Origin of the sequence: Methyloversatilis discipulorum, from assembly GCF_000527135.1 — a bacterium.
GTDB classification, from domain to species: domain Bacteria; phylum Pseudomonadota; class Gammaproteobacteria; order Burkholderiales; family Rhodocyclaceae; genus Methyloversatilis; species Methyloversatilis discipulorum.
Window position 1 is genome coordinate 1,191,024 of record NZ_AZUP01000001.1, and the last position, 17,806, is coordinate 1,208,829.

The 17,806-nt window shown below is 67.0% G+C and carries 16 protein-coding genes; 6 read left to right on the forward strand and 10 right to left on the reverse strand.

The features are described 5' to 3' along the window. Positions 1-50 precede the first annotated feature (50 nt). Complete coding sequence (locus METFAM1_RS0105445; RefSeq protein ID WP_019918588.1) at positions 51-722, forward strand: flagellar brake domain-containing protein; 672 nt, start codon at positions 51-53, stop codon at positions 720-722. On the opposite strand, the gene METFAM1_RS20125 is transcribed toward METFAM1_RS0105445, so the two are convergent. From METFAM1_RS20125 to METFAM1_RS0105455, 3 genes are read right to left on the reverse strand one after another with little or no spacing between them, the layout of a single operon-like run. After that, positions 686-871, reverse strand: a complete 186-nt coding sequence (locus tag METFAM1_RS20125; protein ID WP_036271651.1) for a hypothetical protein — start codon at positions 869-871, stop codon at positions 686-688. The genes METFAM1_RS0105445 and METFAM1_RS20125 overlap by 37 nt on opposite strands. Then, positions 868-2,739 (reverse strand): ferrous iron transporter B, encoded by a 1,872-nt coding sequence (gene feoB / locus METFAM1_RS0105450; protein WP_019918589.1) that lies wholly within the window; start codon positions 2,737-2,739, stop codon positions 868-870. Before feoB ends, METFAM1_RS20125 begins: the two co-directional genes overlap by 4 nt. Continuing rightward, positions 2,736-3,038, reverse strand: coding sequence for a FeoA family protein (locus tag METFAM1_RS0105455; RefSeq protein WP_157256671.1), 303 nt, complete (start codon positions 3,036-3,038; stop codon positions 2,736-2,738). The genes feoB and METFAM1_RS0105455 overlap by 4 nt, the downstream gene beginning before the upstream one ends. Positions 3,039-3,323: 285 nt before the next feature. Here METFAM1_RS0105455 and METFAM1_RS0105460 point away from each other — a divergent pair, with 285 nt between their 5' ends. Then, complete coding sequence (locus METFAM1_RS0105460; RefSeq protein WP_019918591.1) at positions 3,324-5,693, forward strand: TonB-dependent receptor; 2,370 nt, start codon at positions 3,324-3,326, stop codon at positions 5,691-5,693. A 62-nt stretch (positions 5,694-5,755) separates the two neighbouring features. Here the strand turns inward: METFAM1_RS0105460 and METFAM1_RS0105465 are convergent, their stop codons facing one another. Then, on the reverse strand, positions 5,756-6,823 hold the full coding sequence (locus METFAM1_RS0105465; protein WP_019918592.1) for a metal-dependent hydrolase: 1,068 nt from the start codon (positions 6,821-6,823) through the stop codon (positions 5,756-5,758). Between the two features lie 131 nt (positions 6,824-6,954). Here METFAM1_RS0105465 and METFAM1_RS0105470 point away from each other — a divergent pair, with 131 nt between their 5' ends. After that, entirely contained in the window at positions 6,955-10,890 is a 3,936-nt protein-coding gene (locus METFAM1_RS0105470; RefSeq protein WP_019918593.1) for a DUF3683 domain-containing protein, read from the forward strand. Positions 10,891-10,908: 18 nt separating this feature from the next. Here the strand turns inward: METFAM1_RS0105470 and METFAM1_RS0105475 are convergent, their stop codons facing one another. Then, the gene (locus METFAM1_RS0105475; RefSeq protein WP_019918594.1) at positions 10,909-11,460 is read right to left on the reverse strand and encodes a DUF6647 family protein; all 552 of its coding nucleotides are present in this window, start codon (positions 11,458-11,460) and stop codon (positions 10,909-10,911) included. A gap of 174 nt (positions 11,461-11,634) precedes the next feature. Between METFAM1_RS0105475 and METFAM1_RS0105480 the strand changes: the two genes are divergently transcribed. Genes METFAM1_RS0105480 through METFAM1_RS0105490 form a run of 3 tightly spaced genes read left to right on the forward strand, consistent with a single transcriptional unit; the run spans position 11,635 to position 13,001 of the window. Then, a complete protein-coding gene (locus tag METFAM1_RS0105480; RefSeq protein WP_019918595.1) occupies positions 11,635-12,096 on the forward strand; it encodes a hypothetical protein in 462 nt (153 codons plus the stop codon). Between the two features lie 46 nt (positions 12,097-12,142). Continuing rightward, on the forward strand, positions 12,143-12,604 hold the full coding sequence (locus METFAM1_RS0105485; protein ID WP_019918596.1) for a hypothetical protein: 462 nt from the start codon (positions 12,143-12,145) through the stop codon (positions 12,602-12,604). A gap of 1 nt (position 12,605) precedes the next feature. After that, positions 12,606-13,001 (forward strand): META domain-containing protein, encoded by a 396-nt coding sequence (locus METFAM1_RS0105490; RefSeq protein WP_024300492.1) that lies wholly within the window; start codon positions 12,606-12,608, stop codon positions 12,999-13,001. Positions 13,002-13,007: 6 nt separating this feature from the next. Here METFAM1_RS0105490 and METFAM1_RS0105495 read toward each other — a convergent pair whose 3' ends face one another. From METFAM1_RS0105495 to fhcD, 5 genes are all read right to left on the reverse strand, one after another. Continuing rightward, on the reverse strand, positions 13,008-13,682 hold the full coding sequence (locus tag METFAM1_RS0105495; protein WP_019918598.1) for an HAD-IB family phosphatase: 675 nt from the start codon (positions 13,680-13,682) through the stop codon (positions 13,008-13,010). Then, positions 13,682-14,848: a phosphoserine transaminase gene (locus METFAM1_RS0105500; protein WP_019918599.1), complete on the reverse strand. Its 1,167-nt coding sequence runs from the start codon at positions 14,846-14,848 to the stop codon at positions 13,682-13,684. The genes METFAM1_RS0105495 and METFAM1_RS0105500 overlap by 1 nt, the downstream gene beginning before the upstream one ends. An 87-nt stretch (positions 14,849-14,935) precedes the next feature. Further along, positions 14,936-15,964: a DUF6352 family protein gene (locus METFAM1_RS0105505; protein ID WP_019918600.1), complete on the reverse strand. Its 1,029-nt coding sequence runs from the start codon at positions 15,962-15,964 to the stop codon at positions 14,936-14,938. Then, positions 15,961-16,776 (reverse strand): formylmethanofuran dehydrogenase subunit C, encoded by an 816-nt coding sequence (locus METFAM1_RS0105510; RefSeq protein ID WP_019918601.1) that lies wholly within the window; start codon positions 16,774-16,776, stop codon positions 15,961-15,963. Before METFAM1_RS0105510 ends, METFAM1_RS0105505 begins: the two co-directional genes overlap by 4 nt. A 130-nt stretch (positions 16,777-16,906) precedes the next feature. After that, positions 16,907-17,803: a formylmethanofuran--tetrahydromethanopterin N-formyltransferase gene (fhcD, locus tag METFAM1_RS0105515; protein WP_019918602.1), complete on the reverse strand. Its 897-nt coding sequence runs from the start codon at positions 17,801-17,803 to the stop codon at positions 16,907-16,909. Between the last annotated feature and the right edge of the window lie 3 nt (positions 17,804-17,806).

Below are 17,806 nucleotides of genomic sequence, written 5' to 3' on the forward strand. Positions count from 1 at the left end.
CCACGAGTGCGCGCGGCATGACAGGCACCCGACACGGCAGATATCCTCCGATGGCAAGCAATCCGATCGAATCCAGCACCTCGACCTTTCTTGGCATGGGCCTGAAGGTGGGCGACCGCATGCAGCTGGATCCACCGACCAAGATCACCGGCGGCGCGCGCGTCGTCAGGCTGGTCGGCTATACCGAAGACCGTTCGCTGCTGGTCAGCATGCCGGACGAAAAGAACTGGAGCGGCTCGCTGATCGAGGGCGACACCGTGCTGGTGCGCACCTTCTCCGGACGCAAGGCCTTCAGTTTCAACAGCCGCGTACTCAGGCGTGCGGTCAGCCCCTACGAATACCTGCACCTCGAGTTCCCGTCCGCGGTGTCAAGCCGTCGCATCCGGCGCGCCGAGCGCGTGCGCACCGACATCGCGGTGCAGCTGAACGGTGCGGACGCTCCCGCTGTGCGCGTGAGCAATCTGAGCGCCACCGGTGCCGAACTGCGCGGCAGCGCAGCGGCGGGTGAAGTGGGTCAGACGGTGAGCTTCACGCTGCCGCTGACACTGCACTACGTCAACATCGAAGTGCAGTGCGAAGGCACGGTGCGCAACACCCATTCCCTTGCTGACGGCGGCATCGCCTGCGGCATCGAGTTTGCCGAACTGGACAATCAGAGCTGGATACTGCTGCGCAGCTACGTCTATCAGCACCTGCTCGACTCGCCGTCCGGGCGCGTCTGATACGCGGACGGCCGGCTGCAGCCGGTGCATCCGCCGCAACCGGCTGACGGCGCGCGCAGGGCGCGCCACCACTGGCGCAACGCCCGTCCGACCATCAGCGCGGCCAGCGCCACGACACACAGCGCGACGACATCGGTCAGCACGATCATCCGCTCACTCCGGTCGCGATGCGGTAGGTCAGGAAGGCGGCCAGCCAGGCCAGGCCGAACAGATAGCCCGCCATCAGCAACGGCGCCCGCCAGCCACCGGTTTCACGTCGCACGGTCGCCAGCGTGGACAGGCATTGCGGCGCGAACACGAACCAGGCGAGCAGCGACAGCGCGGTCGGCAGCCCCCAGCTGGCCGAAATCAGCGGCGCCAGCGCCTGCGCCGTGTCCTCGGCAGTTGCCGACAGCGCGTAGACGGTGCCAAGGGCGCTGACGGCGACTTCTCGCGCCGCCATGCCGGGCACCAGCGCGACCGCAATCTGCCAGTTGAAACCCACCGGTTCGAACAGCGGCAGCAGGAAGCGGCCCAGCGTGCCGGCAAAGCTGTACTCGATCGCCGGCCCGGTGGCGCCGGGCGGCGGCGCCGGGAAAGTGGCAAGGAACCACAGCAGTACGGTCAGCGCGAGGATGATGCCGCCGACCCGGCGCAGGAAGATGAGCACCCGCTGCCACAGGCCGATCGCGATATTGCGCACCGATGGCCAGTGATAGTCGGGCAGTTCCATCATCAGCGTCTGCGTCAGGTCGCGCGCACCGAAACGTTTGAGCAGCCAGGCGATGGCGATGGCCGACACGATGCCCGCCACGTACAGCGCGAACAGCACCAGCCCCTGCAGTTCCAGCCCGCCGAAAACCGTGCGCGACGGGATGAAGGCGCCGATCAGCAGCGCATACACCGGCAGTCGCGCCGAACAGGTCATCAGCGGCGCGATCATGATGGTGACCCAGCGGTCACGCGGATTCTGGATGGTGCGCGTCGCCATGATGCCCGGTATCGCGCAGGCGAAACTCGACAGCAGCGGAATGAAGGAGCGGCCGGACAGCCCGACGCCGCCCATCAGCCGGTCAAGCAGGAAGGCGGCGCGCGGCAGATAGCCTGATTCTTCGAGCAGCAGGATGAAGAAGAACAGGATGACGATCTGCGGCAGGAACACCAGCACGCCCCCCAGACCGGCGACGATGCCATCAACCAGCAGACTGCGCAGCAGGCCGTCCGGCAGCGCCGCTCCGACCGCTTCGCCGATCGCGGCCGTCGCCGCCTCTATCCAGCCCATCGGCGCCTCGGCCCAGGCGAACACCGCCTGGAAGATCAGGAACAGCAGCGCGCACAGCAGCAGCGGACCGACCAGCGGATGCAGCAGCACGCGGTCGGCGCGGTCGCTGAAGGCGTGCGCCTGAACGGTATCGAGCCCGAGCGAAGCGAGGATGTCGCGCACGCGTCTGTGGTCGTCAGCGACGTCGCCCGCCTCCGCCGCCGGCAGCGCGGCACCCGGTCGCACGTCCTCGAGCAGTTCGAGCAGCGCGTCGGCGCCGCCCGACTTCACCGCCACCGTGGTCACCACCGGCACACCGAGCGCTTTCGACAGCGCATCGGCGTCGACGTGTATGCCGCGCGCCCGTGCCAGATCCGTCATGTTCAGCGCAACCACGACCGGCAAGCCCTGGCGCATCAGACCGAGCACCAGTCTGAGCTGGCGCGGCAGGTGAGTCGCATCGACCACCGCAAGTATCAGATCGGGCCTACGCTCGCCGGACAGACGCCCGGCCAGCACATCACACGTGACCTGCTCGTCCGGCGAATGCGGCGTCAGGCTGTAGGTACCGGGCAGATCGAGCACCGCCAGTCGGCGACCGGACGGCGTGCGCAGGACGCCCTCCTTCCGTTCGACCGTCACACCGGCGTAGTTCGCCACCTTCTGCCGGCTGCCGGTGAGCAGGTTGAACAGCGCGGTCTTGCCGCAATTCGGGTTGCCCACCAGCGCCAGCAGGGCCGGGCCGAGCCGGCTGCTATCGATCACCGTCTGCGTCACGCTGCCGCTCCATCGGCCGCTCGCACAAGTACGCAGTCGGCCTCGGCGCGGCGCAGCGCGAAGGTCGACACGCCGACCCGCACCGCCAGCGGTTCGCCGCCTGGCTGACCCCGACGCAGCACACGCACAGGCTCGCCAGTGATGAACCCGAGTTCACGCAGCCGGCTCGCCCATTCGGGCGCACGCGCATCGGCGCGCACATCGACCACCGTCATCGGCACACCGACGGCGGCGCTGCTGAGGGCAAAGCCGGCGGTCAAACCGGGTGTCGGGGATTTCACGTCGGAAGGCGTCGGCATTGCAATGTCCGGTGATTCAGATGTTGAGAACAGTTTTCATTCTACCCGAGGGGACCTCACAGAGGCAGTCGGCGCTCAGCGCCTACCCGCGCGGGATTTCGATCGCACACAAATCGATTGTTGCGACGCCGCAACATCCTGTTTCCAATAACCGTTCTCATTTACACTGCGCCGCACTTGCCCATGGTCGTGTTCCTCGCACGCGCTGGGCAGCGGACCAGCCAGCCTCTTTGCGTCGCAGCAAGCCAGTCCAGCCCCCGATATCAACCTACTGGACTTGCACTGATGAAACGCTCGATCCCGCAGCAGCCGCTGACACTGGCCGCGGCCATGCTGATGGCCCTGTCGTCCACCGCCGGCGCCGAAGAACAGAAGCCCGCCACCGACACCGCGGTTCCGGTGCTGCCGGAAGTGAAGGTGCGCGACGAATACGACCGCCCGAACTCTCCGAACCGCGGCTACCAGACCGGCATCGTTACCTCGGCCAAGACCAAGCAGCTGGCCAAGGACATTCCGCAGGCGATCACCACGGTGACCGAGCAACTCATGCTCGACAGCAACTCCGACACGATGAAGAACGCACTGCGCCACGTCGCGGGCCTCACCTTCAACTCGGGCGAAGGCGGCCGCATCGGCGACAACATCATGCTGCGCGGCTTCTATTCCTTCGGCGACCTGTATCTGGACGGCATCCGCGACGTCGCCCAGTACAACCGCGAAACCTTCCATGTCGAACAGATCGACGTGCTGCGCGGCTCGGCCGCCATGCTGTTCGGCCGCGGTCAGGCCGGCGGCGTGATCAACCGGGTGAGCAAGCAGCCGGGTCTGGTCGACCGCACCGAAGTGTCGGCCACCGTGGGCAGCTACGACTACGGCCGCGTCACTGCCGATGTGAATAAGGTGGTTGGCGAGAACGCGGCGCTGCGCATCAGCGCGATGAAGACCGACGCCGGCAGTTCGCGCCGCGGCGTCGAATCTGAACGCGAGGGCATCGCGCCGACGCTGCGCTGGGGCATCGGCACCTCGGACGAATTCTCGATCGGCCACCTCTACTACACGACGAGAAATGTGCCGGACTATGGTGTGCCCTTCATCAGTCGCGCACTCGCCACGCCGATCACGCGCACCCAGGTCACCCGCCGTCCGTTGGACGTGTCCGCCAGCGCCTTCTACGGCACTTCGTCGGACTACGAGCAGAACGACACCAACATCAGCACCGGTATCTGGACTCACCGCTTCTCGCAGGACACCGAGCTGCGCACCGTTGCCCGATTTGCCGATTACAAGCGTGATCTGTGGGCAGTCGCGCCGCGACTGCCGGCCAACGTCAACAGCTCCACCGTCACCGATGCCACGGTAATCACCCGCGGTCGCCAGGCTCGCGGTGGCCGCGAACACACGGCCACTTTGCAGAGCGATCTGACCACAAAATTCGAACTGGCTGGCATGAAGCACGAAGCGCTGTTCGGTGTCGAGTTGCTGCGCGAGAAGGCAGACCGCTGGAGCTACACATCTATCGCTGTTACGGCGCCGCCCACCACGGTCGGCAACCCGGATCCGGACGTCGCAGTCCCCGCAGCCTACGGTAACCGCGCGCGCTTCAGCCCGGCCGGTTATGAAGGTGACTCGTACAGTCTCTATGCACAGGATCAGATCGAGTTCATCCCCAAGTGGAAGCTTCTGCTCGGCCTGCGTCACGACCGGATGGACGCCGACTACAAGACTCTGAATTCGACAAGCGGCTTGGCGACGGACTTCAATCTCAAGTACAACGAGTGGAGCTATCGCAGCGGCCTGCTGTACCAGCCGACCGATCTGTCGACCTACTACCTCGCGTGGAGCGACTCTTTCAATCCGACCGCCGACCTTTATCAACTATCGCCGGCCAATATCAAGTACGACGCCGAGCGCAGCCGCACGGTCGAACTGGGCACGAAATGGGAACTGTTCGACGGCGCTCTGTCGCTGCGCACAGCGCTGTACCGCGCAACCAAGTTCAACGAGCGCAACACCGATCTTGAACAGGCGAACTCGGCCGTGCTGTCGAAGGAACGTCACACCGACGGTTTTGAAATCGAAGCAGCCGGCCGCATCACGCCGCAGTGGGATGTGTTCGGTGGCATCGCACTGATGCGTGCAGAGATCGACGACCAGTTCGACGGTGAGTTGCTCGGCACCTTCGCTCAGGTTTCCGGTGGCGCTTTCGCAGTCGGCCAGGCCGTAAATGCCAACCGGCTGGTCTACCGCGGCAAGTACAACCCGTATAGCGTCGGCGCCACGCCCCGCAATACGCCGGACTTCACGTTCAACCTGTGGACGACCTATCGCTTCATGCCCAACTGGCGTGCCGGCGTCGGCGTCGAGGGCAAGGGTTCGCGTCTTGCGTATGGCATCGGTCAGTGCGACACCGCAACGCAAAACGCCAACAGCGGCCTGTGGACTTACAACGCCTGCGCGCCGATCGCTCAGGGCCGTGCCCCGAGCTTCGTCCGCACCGATCTGATGCTGGCCTACGAGCAGCCGCGCTACGACGTCCGCCTGAACGTGCTCAACGTGTTCAACAAGCGCTACTACGAAGCGCTGTACGAGAACGGCGGCTTCGCCGTGCCGGGTACCGAGCGCGCCTTCCAGCTGACGGTGGCAGTGAAGTACTGATTGCCCTGCAGCGATGAGGGCCGGGTCGGTGGTCTGCGGACCGCCGACCCGGCCCTTTTTCGTCAGCGACCGCTCAGAGCGCGCCAGCCCGCCATGGTCCGCTCGACCAGTGCCCATCCGCCGCCGTTCTCGCACAGGCCGTAGCGGAAAGGCAGGCTGTCGCGCCCCGGCGTTTCGAAGCGCAGGTCGCGGAAGCTGACGCAGGCGCCTCCACCTGCACTGCCGACGCTGTCGAGCACCGGGAACATCGCGAACCAGCGGAAGAAGGCGAAATCCGGCGCCGACCACACGGCGCGCACCTGGTCACGCACCTCGCCGTAGCCGCCGTTGCCGAAGCGTTCGCGCACTTCCCACTGAGCCAGCGCGACCGGCCGGTAGTGGGCCGAGAAGCGGCGGATCAGGTTGTCGTCGGGCCGCGCCTCCAGCAGTTCGGTGCGGCGCGTGTTGATGTGCGCGATGTGATAACGCTCGCCGTCGTCAATCACCGCCGTCCAGTTGAAAGGCGAGGCCGGGCGCGGAATCGCGTCGATCGAGACGGCGGCGATGCCCTGCTCTGCGGCATGGCGTCGCGCGGCGTCGATTGCTTCCGCCTTGCCAACCGCGCCGACGCCGATCCACGCACAGACGGCCGCGAGCCCGAGCGCGGCCGGCACCCGGCTGCGCCGCCACAGCGCGCTCGTCACGAGGCCGGCAATCAGCAGCCCGGTCAGCGGCAGGTCGATGATGAAGGTCGTGCCCCAGCCGAAGCGGCGATCCGAGAACGGCGCCAGGATCATGGTGCCGAACTGCGTGATCAGGTCGCCCACGATGTGGATGGCGATGCCGGCGCAGACCACTGCGTAGAAGCGCTGCCAGCCGACGCTGCGCGCGCGCAGCAGACGCGGCATCAGCCATGCCAGCAGCAGCGCCCACAAAGGCAGCAGGATGAAGGAGTGCGTGACACCGCGATGACCGCGCAGATAGGCCAGTTCGGACACGTAGCCGAGCACGAAATCGAGGTCGGGAAAGGTGGCGGCCAGACCACCGGCGAGCACCGTCTGCCAGATCTTGGGCTGGCGTTCGTCGGCCGGCGCGCGCGCCATGAAGCGGCCAAGCAGCGCGCCGGACAGTGCGTGAGTCAGGGTATCCAATCGATTCTTCCGTTAAGGTCCAGGCCGGATGCGTCGCAAGGACAACACCCCGGCGCACTTCGCGCCGATTGTGGCGCAGTGCACAAGAAGCAGGCGTATAATGCCGCTCCGATTCGCTTCATGGCTTGTTGATGGAATCCGCTACCGCGCTCATCGATTTGCAAGCTTCGCGCGACCCTACCCGACTGCGCGAAATCCCGTACAACTACACCTCGCTGTCCGACCGCGAAATCGTCATCCGGTTGCTCGGCGCCCGCATGTGGGACACGCTGTCCAGTCTGCGCGATGAGCGCATGACCGGCCGCTCGGCACGCATGCTCTACGAGGTGCTGGGCGACATCTGGGTCGTTCAGCGCAATCCCTATCTCGAAGACGACCTGCTCGACAACCCGAAGCGGCAGGACGCGCTCGTTGGTGCGATGCGCCATCGGTTGCGCGAGATCGAACAGCGTCGTCAGCCCGGCAGCGACGCCGCCACGCAGGAACGCGACCGCAAGGTGGGTGAACTGCTGGCTGCCGCCCGCAACGCGGTCGACGCCTTCGCCGCCGGCTTCGGCGAAACCCGCAAGCTGCGCAGTCGCATCCGCAAGGTGCTCGGCCGCCACACGCGCGAAGCCAACATCGCCTTCGACGGTCTGGCCCGCGTGTCGCACGTGACCGACGCCACCGACTGGCGGGTCGAATATCCGCTGGTCGTGCTCTACCCGGACACCGAGGACGAGATCGCGCCGCTGGTGCGCGGCTGCATCGAGCTCGGCCTGACCATCGTGCCGCGCGGCGGCGGCACCGGCTACACCGGTTCCGCCGTGCCGCTGTCGGCGAAATCGGCGGTCATCAATACCGAAAAGCTGATCGATCTCGGCGCCGTCGAACCGATGGTGCTGCCCGGTCTGTCGGAGCCGTACGCGACGATACGAACGGGTGCCGGCGTGGTGACCCGCCGCGTCATGGACGCCGCCGAGAACGCCGGCCTGGTGTTCGCCTGTGACCCGACTTCGGCCGACGCCTCCTGTGTCGGCGGCAACATCGCCACCAACGCTGGCGGCAAGAAAGCCGTGCTGTGGGGCACCGCGCTCGACAATCTGGCGAGCTGGCGCATGGTCGACGCCGACGGCTGGCCGATGGAAATCACGCGGCTGGACCACAACCTCGGCAAGATCCACGACGCGCCCGTCGTGCGCTTCTCCATCCAGCGCTTCGAGACCGACGGCCGCACGCCGTGTGGCGCCGCCGAACTGCTCGAAGTGCCGGGCGCCCGTTTCCGCAAGGAAGGTCTGGGCAAGGACGTGACCGACAAGTTCCTTGCCGGCCTGCCCGGCGTGCAGAAGGAAGGCTGTGATGGCCTGATCACCAGCGCGCGCTGGATCCTGCACAAGCTGCCGCCGGTCACCCGTACCGTCTGCCTCGAATTCTTCGGCCAGGTGCGCGAAGCGGTACCGGCCATCGTCGAGATCAAGGACTATCTCGACGGCCTGCCCAAGTCAGGTAACGCGCGCGTGCTGCTTGCCGGCCTCGAACATCTCGACGAGCGCTACGTGCGCGCAGTCGGCTACGCCACCAAGGCGCGCCGTCACGGCCGGCCCAAGATGGTGCTGATCGGCGACATCGTCGGCGACGACGAAACGACGGTGATGGCCGCTGCGTCCGAAGTCGTGCGCCTGTGCAATCAACGCGGCGCCGAAGGCTTCATCGCCGTGTCGGCCGAGTCGCGCAAGACCTTCTGGCTGGACCGCGCCCGCACCGCCGCCATCGCCCGTCACACCAACGCGTTCAAGATCAACGAGGACGTGGTCATCCCGCTGCCGCGCATGGGCGACTACTGCGACGGCATCGAACGCATCAACATCGAACTGTCGATCGCCAGCAAGCTGCGCCTGTGCGACGCGCTGGTCGATTTCCTGCGCGGCGAGCTGCCGTTGCACGCGGGCGATGCCAACGTCGACACCGACGAACTGATCGGCGACCGCCGCACCCAGGCGCTGCAGCAGGTGGCCGCCGTGCGCGGCCGCTGGCAGTGGCTGCTGGACAACCTCGACATGCCGCTGGCGCGCGCCGAACCGCTGCTGATGTCGATCGGCGTGGAGATGGGCCCGCTGCTCAACCGCGCCGAGCGGCCCACCCTGTTCCACCGGCTGCAGGACTATTCGGTGCGCGTGTCTTGGAAGCGCGAGCTGAAGCCGCTGCTCGACGAGATCTTCGACGGTGCGATGTATCGCCCGGTGCTCGACCGCGTCGAAACGATCCGCAAGGAGGTGCTGCGCGGCCGCGTGTTCGTCGCGCTGCACATGCACGCCGGCGACGGCAATGTGCACACCAACATTCCGGTGAACTCGGACAACTACGGCATGTTGCAGGAAGCCAATGCCGCGGTGGCCCGCATCATGGCGCTGGCGCGTTCGCTCGGTGGCGTCATTTCCGGCGAGCACGGCATCGGCATCACCAAGCTCGAATTCCTGACGCCCGAAGAGTTGGCGCCCTTCATCGACTACAAGCAGCGGGTCGATCCGGACGGCCACTTCAACGCCGGCAAGCTGCTGCCGGGCGGCGATCTGTCGCGTGCCTACACGCCCTCTTTCTCTCTGCTGGGCACCGAGTCGCTGATCATGGAAATGAGCGACATCGGCCAGATCGCAACCTCGATCAAGGACTGTCTGCGCTGCGGCAAGTGCAAGCCGGTCTGTTCGACCCATGTGCCGCGTGCCAACCTGCTCTATTCGCCGCGCAACAAGATCCTCGCCACCTCGCTGCTGATCGAAGCCTTCCTGTACGAGGAACAGACGCGACGCGGCGTGTCGCTGCGCCACTTCGACGAATTCGGCGACGTGGCCGACCACTGCACCGTGTGCCATCGCTGCGAGAAGCCCTGTCCGGTGGATATCGACTTCGGCGACGTGTCGATTGCCATGCGCAATGCGCTGCGCAAGCAGGGCAAGCGCAAGTTCAACCCGGGCACGGCCGCGTCGATGGCCTTCCTGAACGCGACCGATCCGGCGACCATCAAGACGCTGCGCGTGGCCATGATGGACGTGGGCTACAAGGCGCAACGGCTGGGGCATCGCGTGGGCAAGGCACTCGGTCTGGTCGACCGCCAGACCAAGGCGCCGCCGCCGACGCTGGGCAAGCCGACCATCAAGGCGCAGGTGATCCACTTCATCAACAAGCCGATGCCGGGCAATCTGCCGAAGCGCACCTCGCGCGCGATGCTGGACATCGAGGATGCTGCCATCGTGCCGGTCATCCGCGACCCGAAGCGCGCGTCCGAAGACCAGGAAGCGGTGTTCTACTTCCCCGGCTGCGGTTCCGAGCGGCTGTTCTCGCAGGTCGGTCTGGCCACCCAGGCCATGCTCTACCACGTCGGCGCGCAGACCGTGCTGCCGCCGGGCTATCTGTGCTGCGGCTATCCGCAGACTGCCGGCGGCAACGCGGAAAAGGGACAGCAGATCAGCACCTCGAACCGCGTGCTGTTCCACCGTGTTGCCAACACGCTGAACTATCTCGACATCAAGACCGTGATCGTGTCCTGCGGCACCTGCATGGACCAGCTGCAGCAGTACGAATTCGACAAGATCTTCCCCGGCTGCCGGCTGCTCGACATCCACGAGTACCTGATGGAGAAGGGTGTGAAACTCGAGGGCGTGCAGGGCGTGCGCTACATGTACCACGACCCCTGCCACACGCCGATGAAGACGCACGCGCCGCTGAAGGTGGTGAATCAGCTGGTCGGTACCGTCGACGGCACCAAGGTGGCGCTGAACGATCGCTGCTGCGGTGAGAGCGGCACGCTGGCGGTGAGCCGGCCGGACATTTCAACCCAGGTGCGCTTCCGCAAGGAAGAGGAAATGCGCAAGGGGGCGGACGTGCTGCGCGCCGACGGTTTTGCCGGCGAGGTGAAGATCCTGACCTCCTGCCCGTCCTGCCTGCAGGGCCTGTCGCGCTACGACAACGACAGCAGCACCCAGGCCGACTACATCGTGGTCGAGATGGCGCGCCACCTGCTCGGCGAGGACTGGGCCGCCCGCTACGTCGAGCAGGCCAACGCGGGCGGCATCGAGCGCGTGCTGCTGTAAGGCGTTACAGCGACGCGGTCAGCGGCGTTGCGCCGCGGCCGCGCCGTCGCGCAGATCCTGCATGAAGTTCTCCAGCACCCGCTCCTCGTTCGCCACACCAGGCGCAACTTCGAGGCGCATCGTCCCGTTGCCGGCGGAGCGCTGGTCGCGCGCGCAGACCACGGTCGCCAACTGGGTGCCGAAGCGCTCGCTGCGACCTTCCTGCTGCAGGTAACGGTTCTGCACGCGATAGGCGTCGCGCTCCGAGCGCAGCGTCGCATTGCAGTCGTGCTGGTACAGCGCACCTTTCTGCCGCGCTTCGAGCACGTGCACGAACTCGTGCACCAGAAAGGAATTGTCGGTCGGGTCCTGCAGGTCGAGATCGGCGCGTATCAGTATCTGCTCACGGTCGTGGTCATACAGCGCAACCAGCTTGTCGCACTCGCGCGGATCCTCCGGACAGGCTTCCTCGACCAGTGCTGCCGGCGCCATCACGCGCAGCGTCGGCAGATCGGACAGCGGCAGTTCGGGGTAACCCGACAGCGCCGCGGCGGCGCTGAACAGATAGGACAGCAGAACGGTGTCGGCCATGGCGGCACTCCCTTGCGAGATGCGGTGTGATCGAGCGCTTCGACACCACAGGCGCCAGATATTTCCGCAGAGTTCCGGGCAGAACTCGGGCACGCTGCCCGTGTCCCAGCGCGTACCCGGTGCCAGAATGCGCCGGCCGCAGCGTCCCTGCAAGCCGTCCGACCGGAGCCCGTCATGCCCATTTCACCGCGCCTGTCCACCTGCCTGATCGTCACCTCCCTGCTTGCCTGCGGCAACGCACTGGCCGTGCCAGCTGATTCCGCCCAGCCTGGCGTGAGCGCTGCGTCGCCGCGTCTAGCCGGCAGCTGGAGCTGGACCGACCCGCAGCAATGCAGCGAAACCTATGAATACGCAGCCGACGGCAGCGGCCGCGTCAGCAGCGGTGATGAACGCGCCGAAATGGCCTACATCTTCGATCCGGTGCCATTGAAGGACGGCTTCTACCGCCTGCAGGCCACCATCACCAAGGACAACGGCGGGCGCGACTGCGCTGGTGCCGCCAGCGACGACACCAACGAGCGCTACACCGTTTATCTGAAATTCCACCCGGACGGCGACCAGCACATCGTCTGCATGGAGCCGGAACTGAAGCACTGTTTCGGCCCGCTGCGCCGCAAGGCAGCAAACGGAATCTGACGCAGCGGCCTACAATCGAAACATGTCGTGCTCTGCGGAGGCGGTCATGTACATCCATCGATTAAGGCAAGCCTGCATCTCGCTGCTGGTCGGCGCGGCGCTGCTCGCGGCGTCGGCCGCGCAGGCGGCGCGCGTCGAAACCGCCGGCCCGCTGGCCGCGCCGCAGATCGTCGGGCTGTGGAGCTGGACCGACGAGTCGCAGTGCGTCGAAAGCTACGAATATCGCAGCGACGGCACCGGCCGCGTCAGCAGCGGCAACGAACAGACCGACGTGAGCTACGTGTTTTCCAGCGTGCCGGTCGCCGACGACTTCTTCGAACTGAACGTGACCATCCGGCACAACTCCGGCGGCAAGGACTGTCTCGGGCAGAACGCCGACGACAGCGGCGAAACCTACCGCGTGTTCGTGCACTTCCGTCAGGGCGAGGACAGTCACCTCGTGTGCTACCGCCCGGACGTGACCCAGTGCTTCGGTCCGCTCTACCGGCAGGCCCTGCCCCGCTTCTGACGTGAGCGCTCGCCTCGCATCGCTGCTGTGCGCCTTGCTGCTCGCCGCCTGCGCCCCCTACGGCGGCGGCGGACCGCCGGACGGGCGCTGGCAGATTCGCGAAATCGGTGCGATGACGGTGCCGGAGGGTGTCGATGCCCACATCGAATTCCTGCCCGACGGCCGGCTGGCCGGGCGCGCCGGATGCAACCGCTACACCGGCAACTGGGCGCGCCAGGGCCATGAAATGCGCTTCGGCCGCATCGCCGCCACGCGCATGGCCTGCGCCGGCCCGGCGATGGACGTCGAGAACCGGCTGTTCGAAATGATGGACAAGGTGGTGCGCCAGGACAGGCCGGACGAGCGCACGCTGATCCTGGTCACCGGCGACGGCCGGCGCATCGTCGCGACGCGCTGAACCCGCTCAGCGCAGCAGCGAGTCGACCCGCGCCAGTTCTTCCGGCGTCGCCAGCAGGCGCACCACTTCGCGCAGATCGGCGCGGTCGATGAAATGCGGCGCCCGGCTGGCGACAATCTCCCGCCGCACGACGCCACCGAAGCCGATCACCAGCGCACCGGCCTCAGCCGCTTCGAGGTCGGTGATGCCGTCGCCGACCATCACCACGCGTTCGGCACCGGCGCCGACCCGGCGGACGATTTCCGCCTTGCCACCGCTGCGCGCCAGCGGCGATTCCGGGTCGAAGCCGGCGTAGTGGCCGTCGGCATCGAAGCGCAGATCGACGGCATGCACGCGTTCGTCCGGCACGCCGAGGAAGCGTGCGATCGCCAGCACCGCCTGGCGGATGCCGCCGCTCACCACGTGCACCTGCCAACCCAGCGCGCCGAGCGCGGCGATCGCTTCGGCGGCGCCGTCCACGCGCGTTTCGATGTACTGACGCCCGACCGCGTCGATGGTCGATGCGTCGGGCTTGATCAGGTCCAGCCGCGCGGCATAGGCCTCTTCCAGCTTCAGTCGCCCGTCCATCGCAGCGTTCGTCAGCGGCACCACCTGATCGACCACGCCTGCCTGTTCGGCCAGCACGTCGATGCCTTCGATGGTCGACAGCGTGCTGTCGCAGTCGAACAGGATGGCGCGCATCACCGGCTCATCTCCTGCTTCACGCTGGCGTAGCCCCAGTCCAGCCAGGGCGTCAGCGCGGCCACGTCGGCGGTGTCGACGGTTGCTCCACACCAGATGCGCAGGCCCGGCGGCGCGTCGCGATAGGCCGAAATGTCATAGGCAGCGTCTTCCGCCTCGAGCAGTGCGCACAGGCGCTGCACGATGGCCCAGCGTGCGTCCAGCGACTGCGCCTCGAACCACGGGTCGGTAATCTTCAGGCAGACCGAGGTGTGCGAGCGCACGTCCTCGCGGTCGGCCAGGAAGTCCACCCAGCCGGTCTTCGCGACCCAGCTTTCGAGCACCGCGAAACTGGCCTTGCTGCGCGCGATCAGCGCCGGCAGACCGCCAAGATCCTGCGCCCAGCGCAGCACGTCGATCTGATCCTCGACGCACAGCATGGACGGCGTGTTGATCGTATTACCTTCGAACAGGTCCTCGGTGAGCTTGCCCTTGTTCATCAGGCGGAACACCTTCGGGATGGGCCAAGCCGGCGTGTGGCGGTACAGCCGCTCGACCGCGCGCGGGCTCAGCACGATCATGCCGTGCGCGGCCTCGCCGCCCAGCACCTTCTGCCAGGACCATGTGGTTACGTCGAGCTTGTGCCAGGGCAGTTCCATCGCGAAGGCGGCCGAGGTGGCGTCGCAGATCGACAGGCCGGCGCGGTCGTCGGCGATCCAGTCGCCATCCGGCACGCGTACGCCACCCGAGGTGCCGTTCCAGGTGAACACCACGTCGCGGTCCCAGCTCACCGCTGACAGATCCGGCAGGCTGCCGTAAGGCGCCACCACCAGGCGTGCGTTGGCGAGCTTCAGCACCGGGCCGACGTCGGTCACCCAGTTGGCGCCGAAGGCTTCCCATGCGAGGCAATCGACCTCGCGCTCGCCGAGCAGCGTCCACAGCGCCATCTCCACCGCGCCAGTATCGGAACCGGGCACGATGGCGATGCGATAGTCATCCGGAATGCCGAGCACCTCGCGGCTGCGGACGATGACCTCCTTCAGCTTGGCGAGGCCATCCTTGGCGCGGTGAGAACGGCTGATGAAGGCGTCCTTGAGCACGTCCAGCGTCCAGCCCGGACGCTTCACGCAGGGGCCGGACGAAAAATACGGGCGGGCCGGACGGGTTTCGGGCTTGGCGACAGTCATGGCGCAATACGGGGGATGCAGGGAAAGCGGGCGAGTATAGCCCGCCACCGCATTGCGGCGCAGCAGGCGGCCCCTGGAGTGTGCCGTTCAGTTCGCCGCGGCGAGCGGCAGGTTCAGCAGCAGGTTCTGTGGCTTCATCTGCACCAGCCCCGCTTCGTCCATCGCCAGCGCCATCCACACCGGACGCGCTTCGCCGTCGCCGCGCAGTTCGGCGCGCATTTCCTGCGGGTCGACGAAGTCGAGACGGAACAGCGCGACGATGCGCGCCATGCGGTCAGGCGCCAGTTCGCCGCCCTCGTAAAGCGTGTTCAGAAGCTCCATCGCTTCGCGATCGAGGCCGATGTGCCAGGCCCAGCGATCGTCGTGGATGTCCTTCTGCGGTGCGATGCGGACCGCACAGCCATAGAAGTGCGCGATCCAGCGCTCCATCACGCGGCACAGCGCCTCCAGCCCCGGCTGGCCGACGTTCAGCGGCAGCACGGCACGACGCCCTGCACGCGCGTAAAGCGCCGCCGCATTGGCCGGATCGAGCACATCGAGTTCCGCCGGTCGCGGCGCAGCCCCCGCCTGCAGGATGAGTCGGCCGATATTGCCGAAGCCGCCGGTTTCGGCGTAGTCGCCGAGGACTTCGGCGTCGGCCATCAGCACGCGGCCGGATTGCGGCGTCGCGCGCTGACTGCGGAAGAACAGCTCGGCGGCCCGCCACATCAGCGGGTCGTCGCAGTCTTCAAGCAGCGCGTGCAGGATGATTTCGGTGAGCTGCGGCACGAACAGCGGCGCAATGCCGGACAGGCCGTCGAGGAACAGCTCCAGCCACGCCGACTCGATGTCCGGTTGCGCCAGCACGCGGTCGCGGAAGGCGACGTAGGCGAACCAGTTGTCGCGCGCGTCCTCGTCCTTGATCGCGGCGATCTCACCGTGCTCGACGATGCGCGCAGGCGCGGCGTCCAGCGACGACGCCAGCGCGCGTTCGGCCACGCAGCTGTCGTCGACCAGCGCCAGTTCGGGGCGCGACATCCAGTTGCGCAGCAACGCCTCGGTCACCAGCAGGCGGCCGGCCGCGTTGCGCCCGACCAGCGGGTGCAGCGATTCCGGCCACCAGCGGTGCGTCGTCAAGCGCGGACCAGCAGTTCGCCGCGACCGACCACGCCCATGTCGCCCATGTAGCGGCGGACCGTGCAGGCACTGGCGTCGAGCGCACCGAAGGCGCCGGGCAGGCCCTTCCAGCTCGCGTACAGCAGGCTCAGGAAGCCGAGGCGATGCGGACCGCAATCGACCATGCCGGGCAGCATCTGCGCCGGCAGGCTGTTCACGATCAGCGTGCCGCGCTTCATCAGATAGCCCGGGTAGGCGCCGACGGTGCCGGCCACCGCGATGGTGCCGGCGATCATGCGCGCGCCGCAGTAGTCGCCCGCGTTGCCGCTGACCAGGATCTGGCCACGGCGCATGCGGTCGCCCAGGCGCTCGCCCGCGTTGCCGCCGACCAGCAGCAGGCCGCCCGCCATGCCTTTCATCTCGCCCGGAATGGCGCCGCCGGCAAACTCAGCCACGTCACCCGCGACCTCGATGCGACCGCCCTTCATGCCGGTCGCGCAGAAGGCGCCTGCGTTACCGCCGATGACGATGGTGCCGCCGAGCATGCCCTGACCGGCATAGGCGCCGGCATTGCCTTCGACCGTCACCCGGCCCGACTTCATGCCGGCGCCGATGCGCTCGAACTTGCCGCAGTCGCCGCGGAACACGAGGTCCGCCGTGTCGTCGCCGCTCAGCGCGAACACCTCATCGACGCGCACGGCGCGCTTGCCGACCTGCAGCGTCAGCGCCGCGATGTCGTCAAGCGACAGGCCGGCCAGTGCAGTCGGATTCAGGGCGCCGGCGTCGACGCGCTGGGCCGGTACGTTGCGCAGGGTGAGTACCAATGCACTCATGACAGGATCTCCAGAACGGGTTGCGCATTTCGCAATGCATGAAACGAGCGCCGCGCCGCCCGCCGGGCCGCCCCAAGGGCGAGCGCAGCCCCCTCGGGGGGCAGCGAACGAAGTGAGCGTGGGGGCCTCGTCATGACAGGATCTCCCGCAGGTGGTACTGGAACTGACCGAGCTTGCCGCCGTAGTTGCCGGCCGACAGGCGGCGGATGCCGCCCGCCGCGCCGATCTTGCAGACTTCGCGCATGCCCACTTCCATCGCCTTCTTGACCGATGCGTCGGTCAGGCCGTCGATGACGATTTCGAGCACGGCGCCGATGCGCTCGTCCAGTTCGGACTTGGTCGCGCCGCGCAGCGTCGGACAGAAGGCGTCATTGGTCGACGCCGACAGCGCCTTGTACTTGGAGCCGACCTTGGAGCCGGAACGCACCACACCGCCCGGGAACGGCATCACCACTTCCGGCAGCTTGCGCATTTCGCGGATGGCCGCCTCGCAGGCTTCCAGCGCCTGCACCTGGGTGTCGGCCAGCACCAGGAAGTTGCCGCCGCCGACCGCCTTCACCATGCGCGCGGTGTCCTGCACCAGGAACTCGCCGTCCATCACCGGCACGCGCCAGTAGCGCTTGCCGCCGATCTGCTTCGAGGTCTGGAAGCCGTCGCCGAAATAGCGCAGCGTCTTGCCCAGCGGCACCGGATCGCCTTCGTCCAGACCGGCGAAGATGGCGCTGGTCGGGCTGGTCAGCACGCACTGGCCGACGCGCCGCTCGATCTGCTTGATCAGTTCCTTGCTCGATACCGCGAACACCAGCACCGACACGCCCGGACGGCCGTCCGGCGTCTCGGCCGGCGACAGCATGCGCTCGATGCCGGCTTCGGCACCGCAGGCGATGACCGAGGTCGCGAAACCGGTCATCGCGTTGGCCGAATGCAGCGCCCAGGTTTCGTTGTACGCGGTGATGATGAGGCGGATGCCCCGCATGCCGAATGCTTCGGCGAAAGTGTCGTCGATCGCTACACCGTTGATGATCATCTG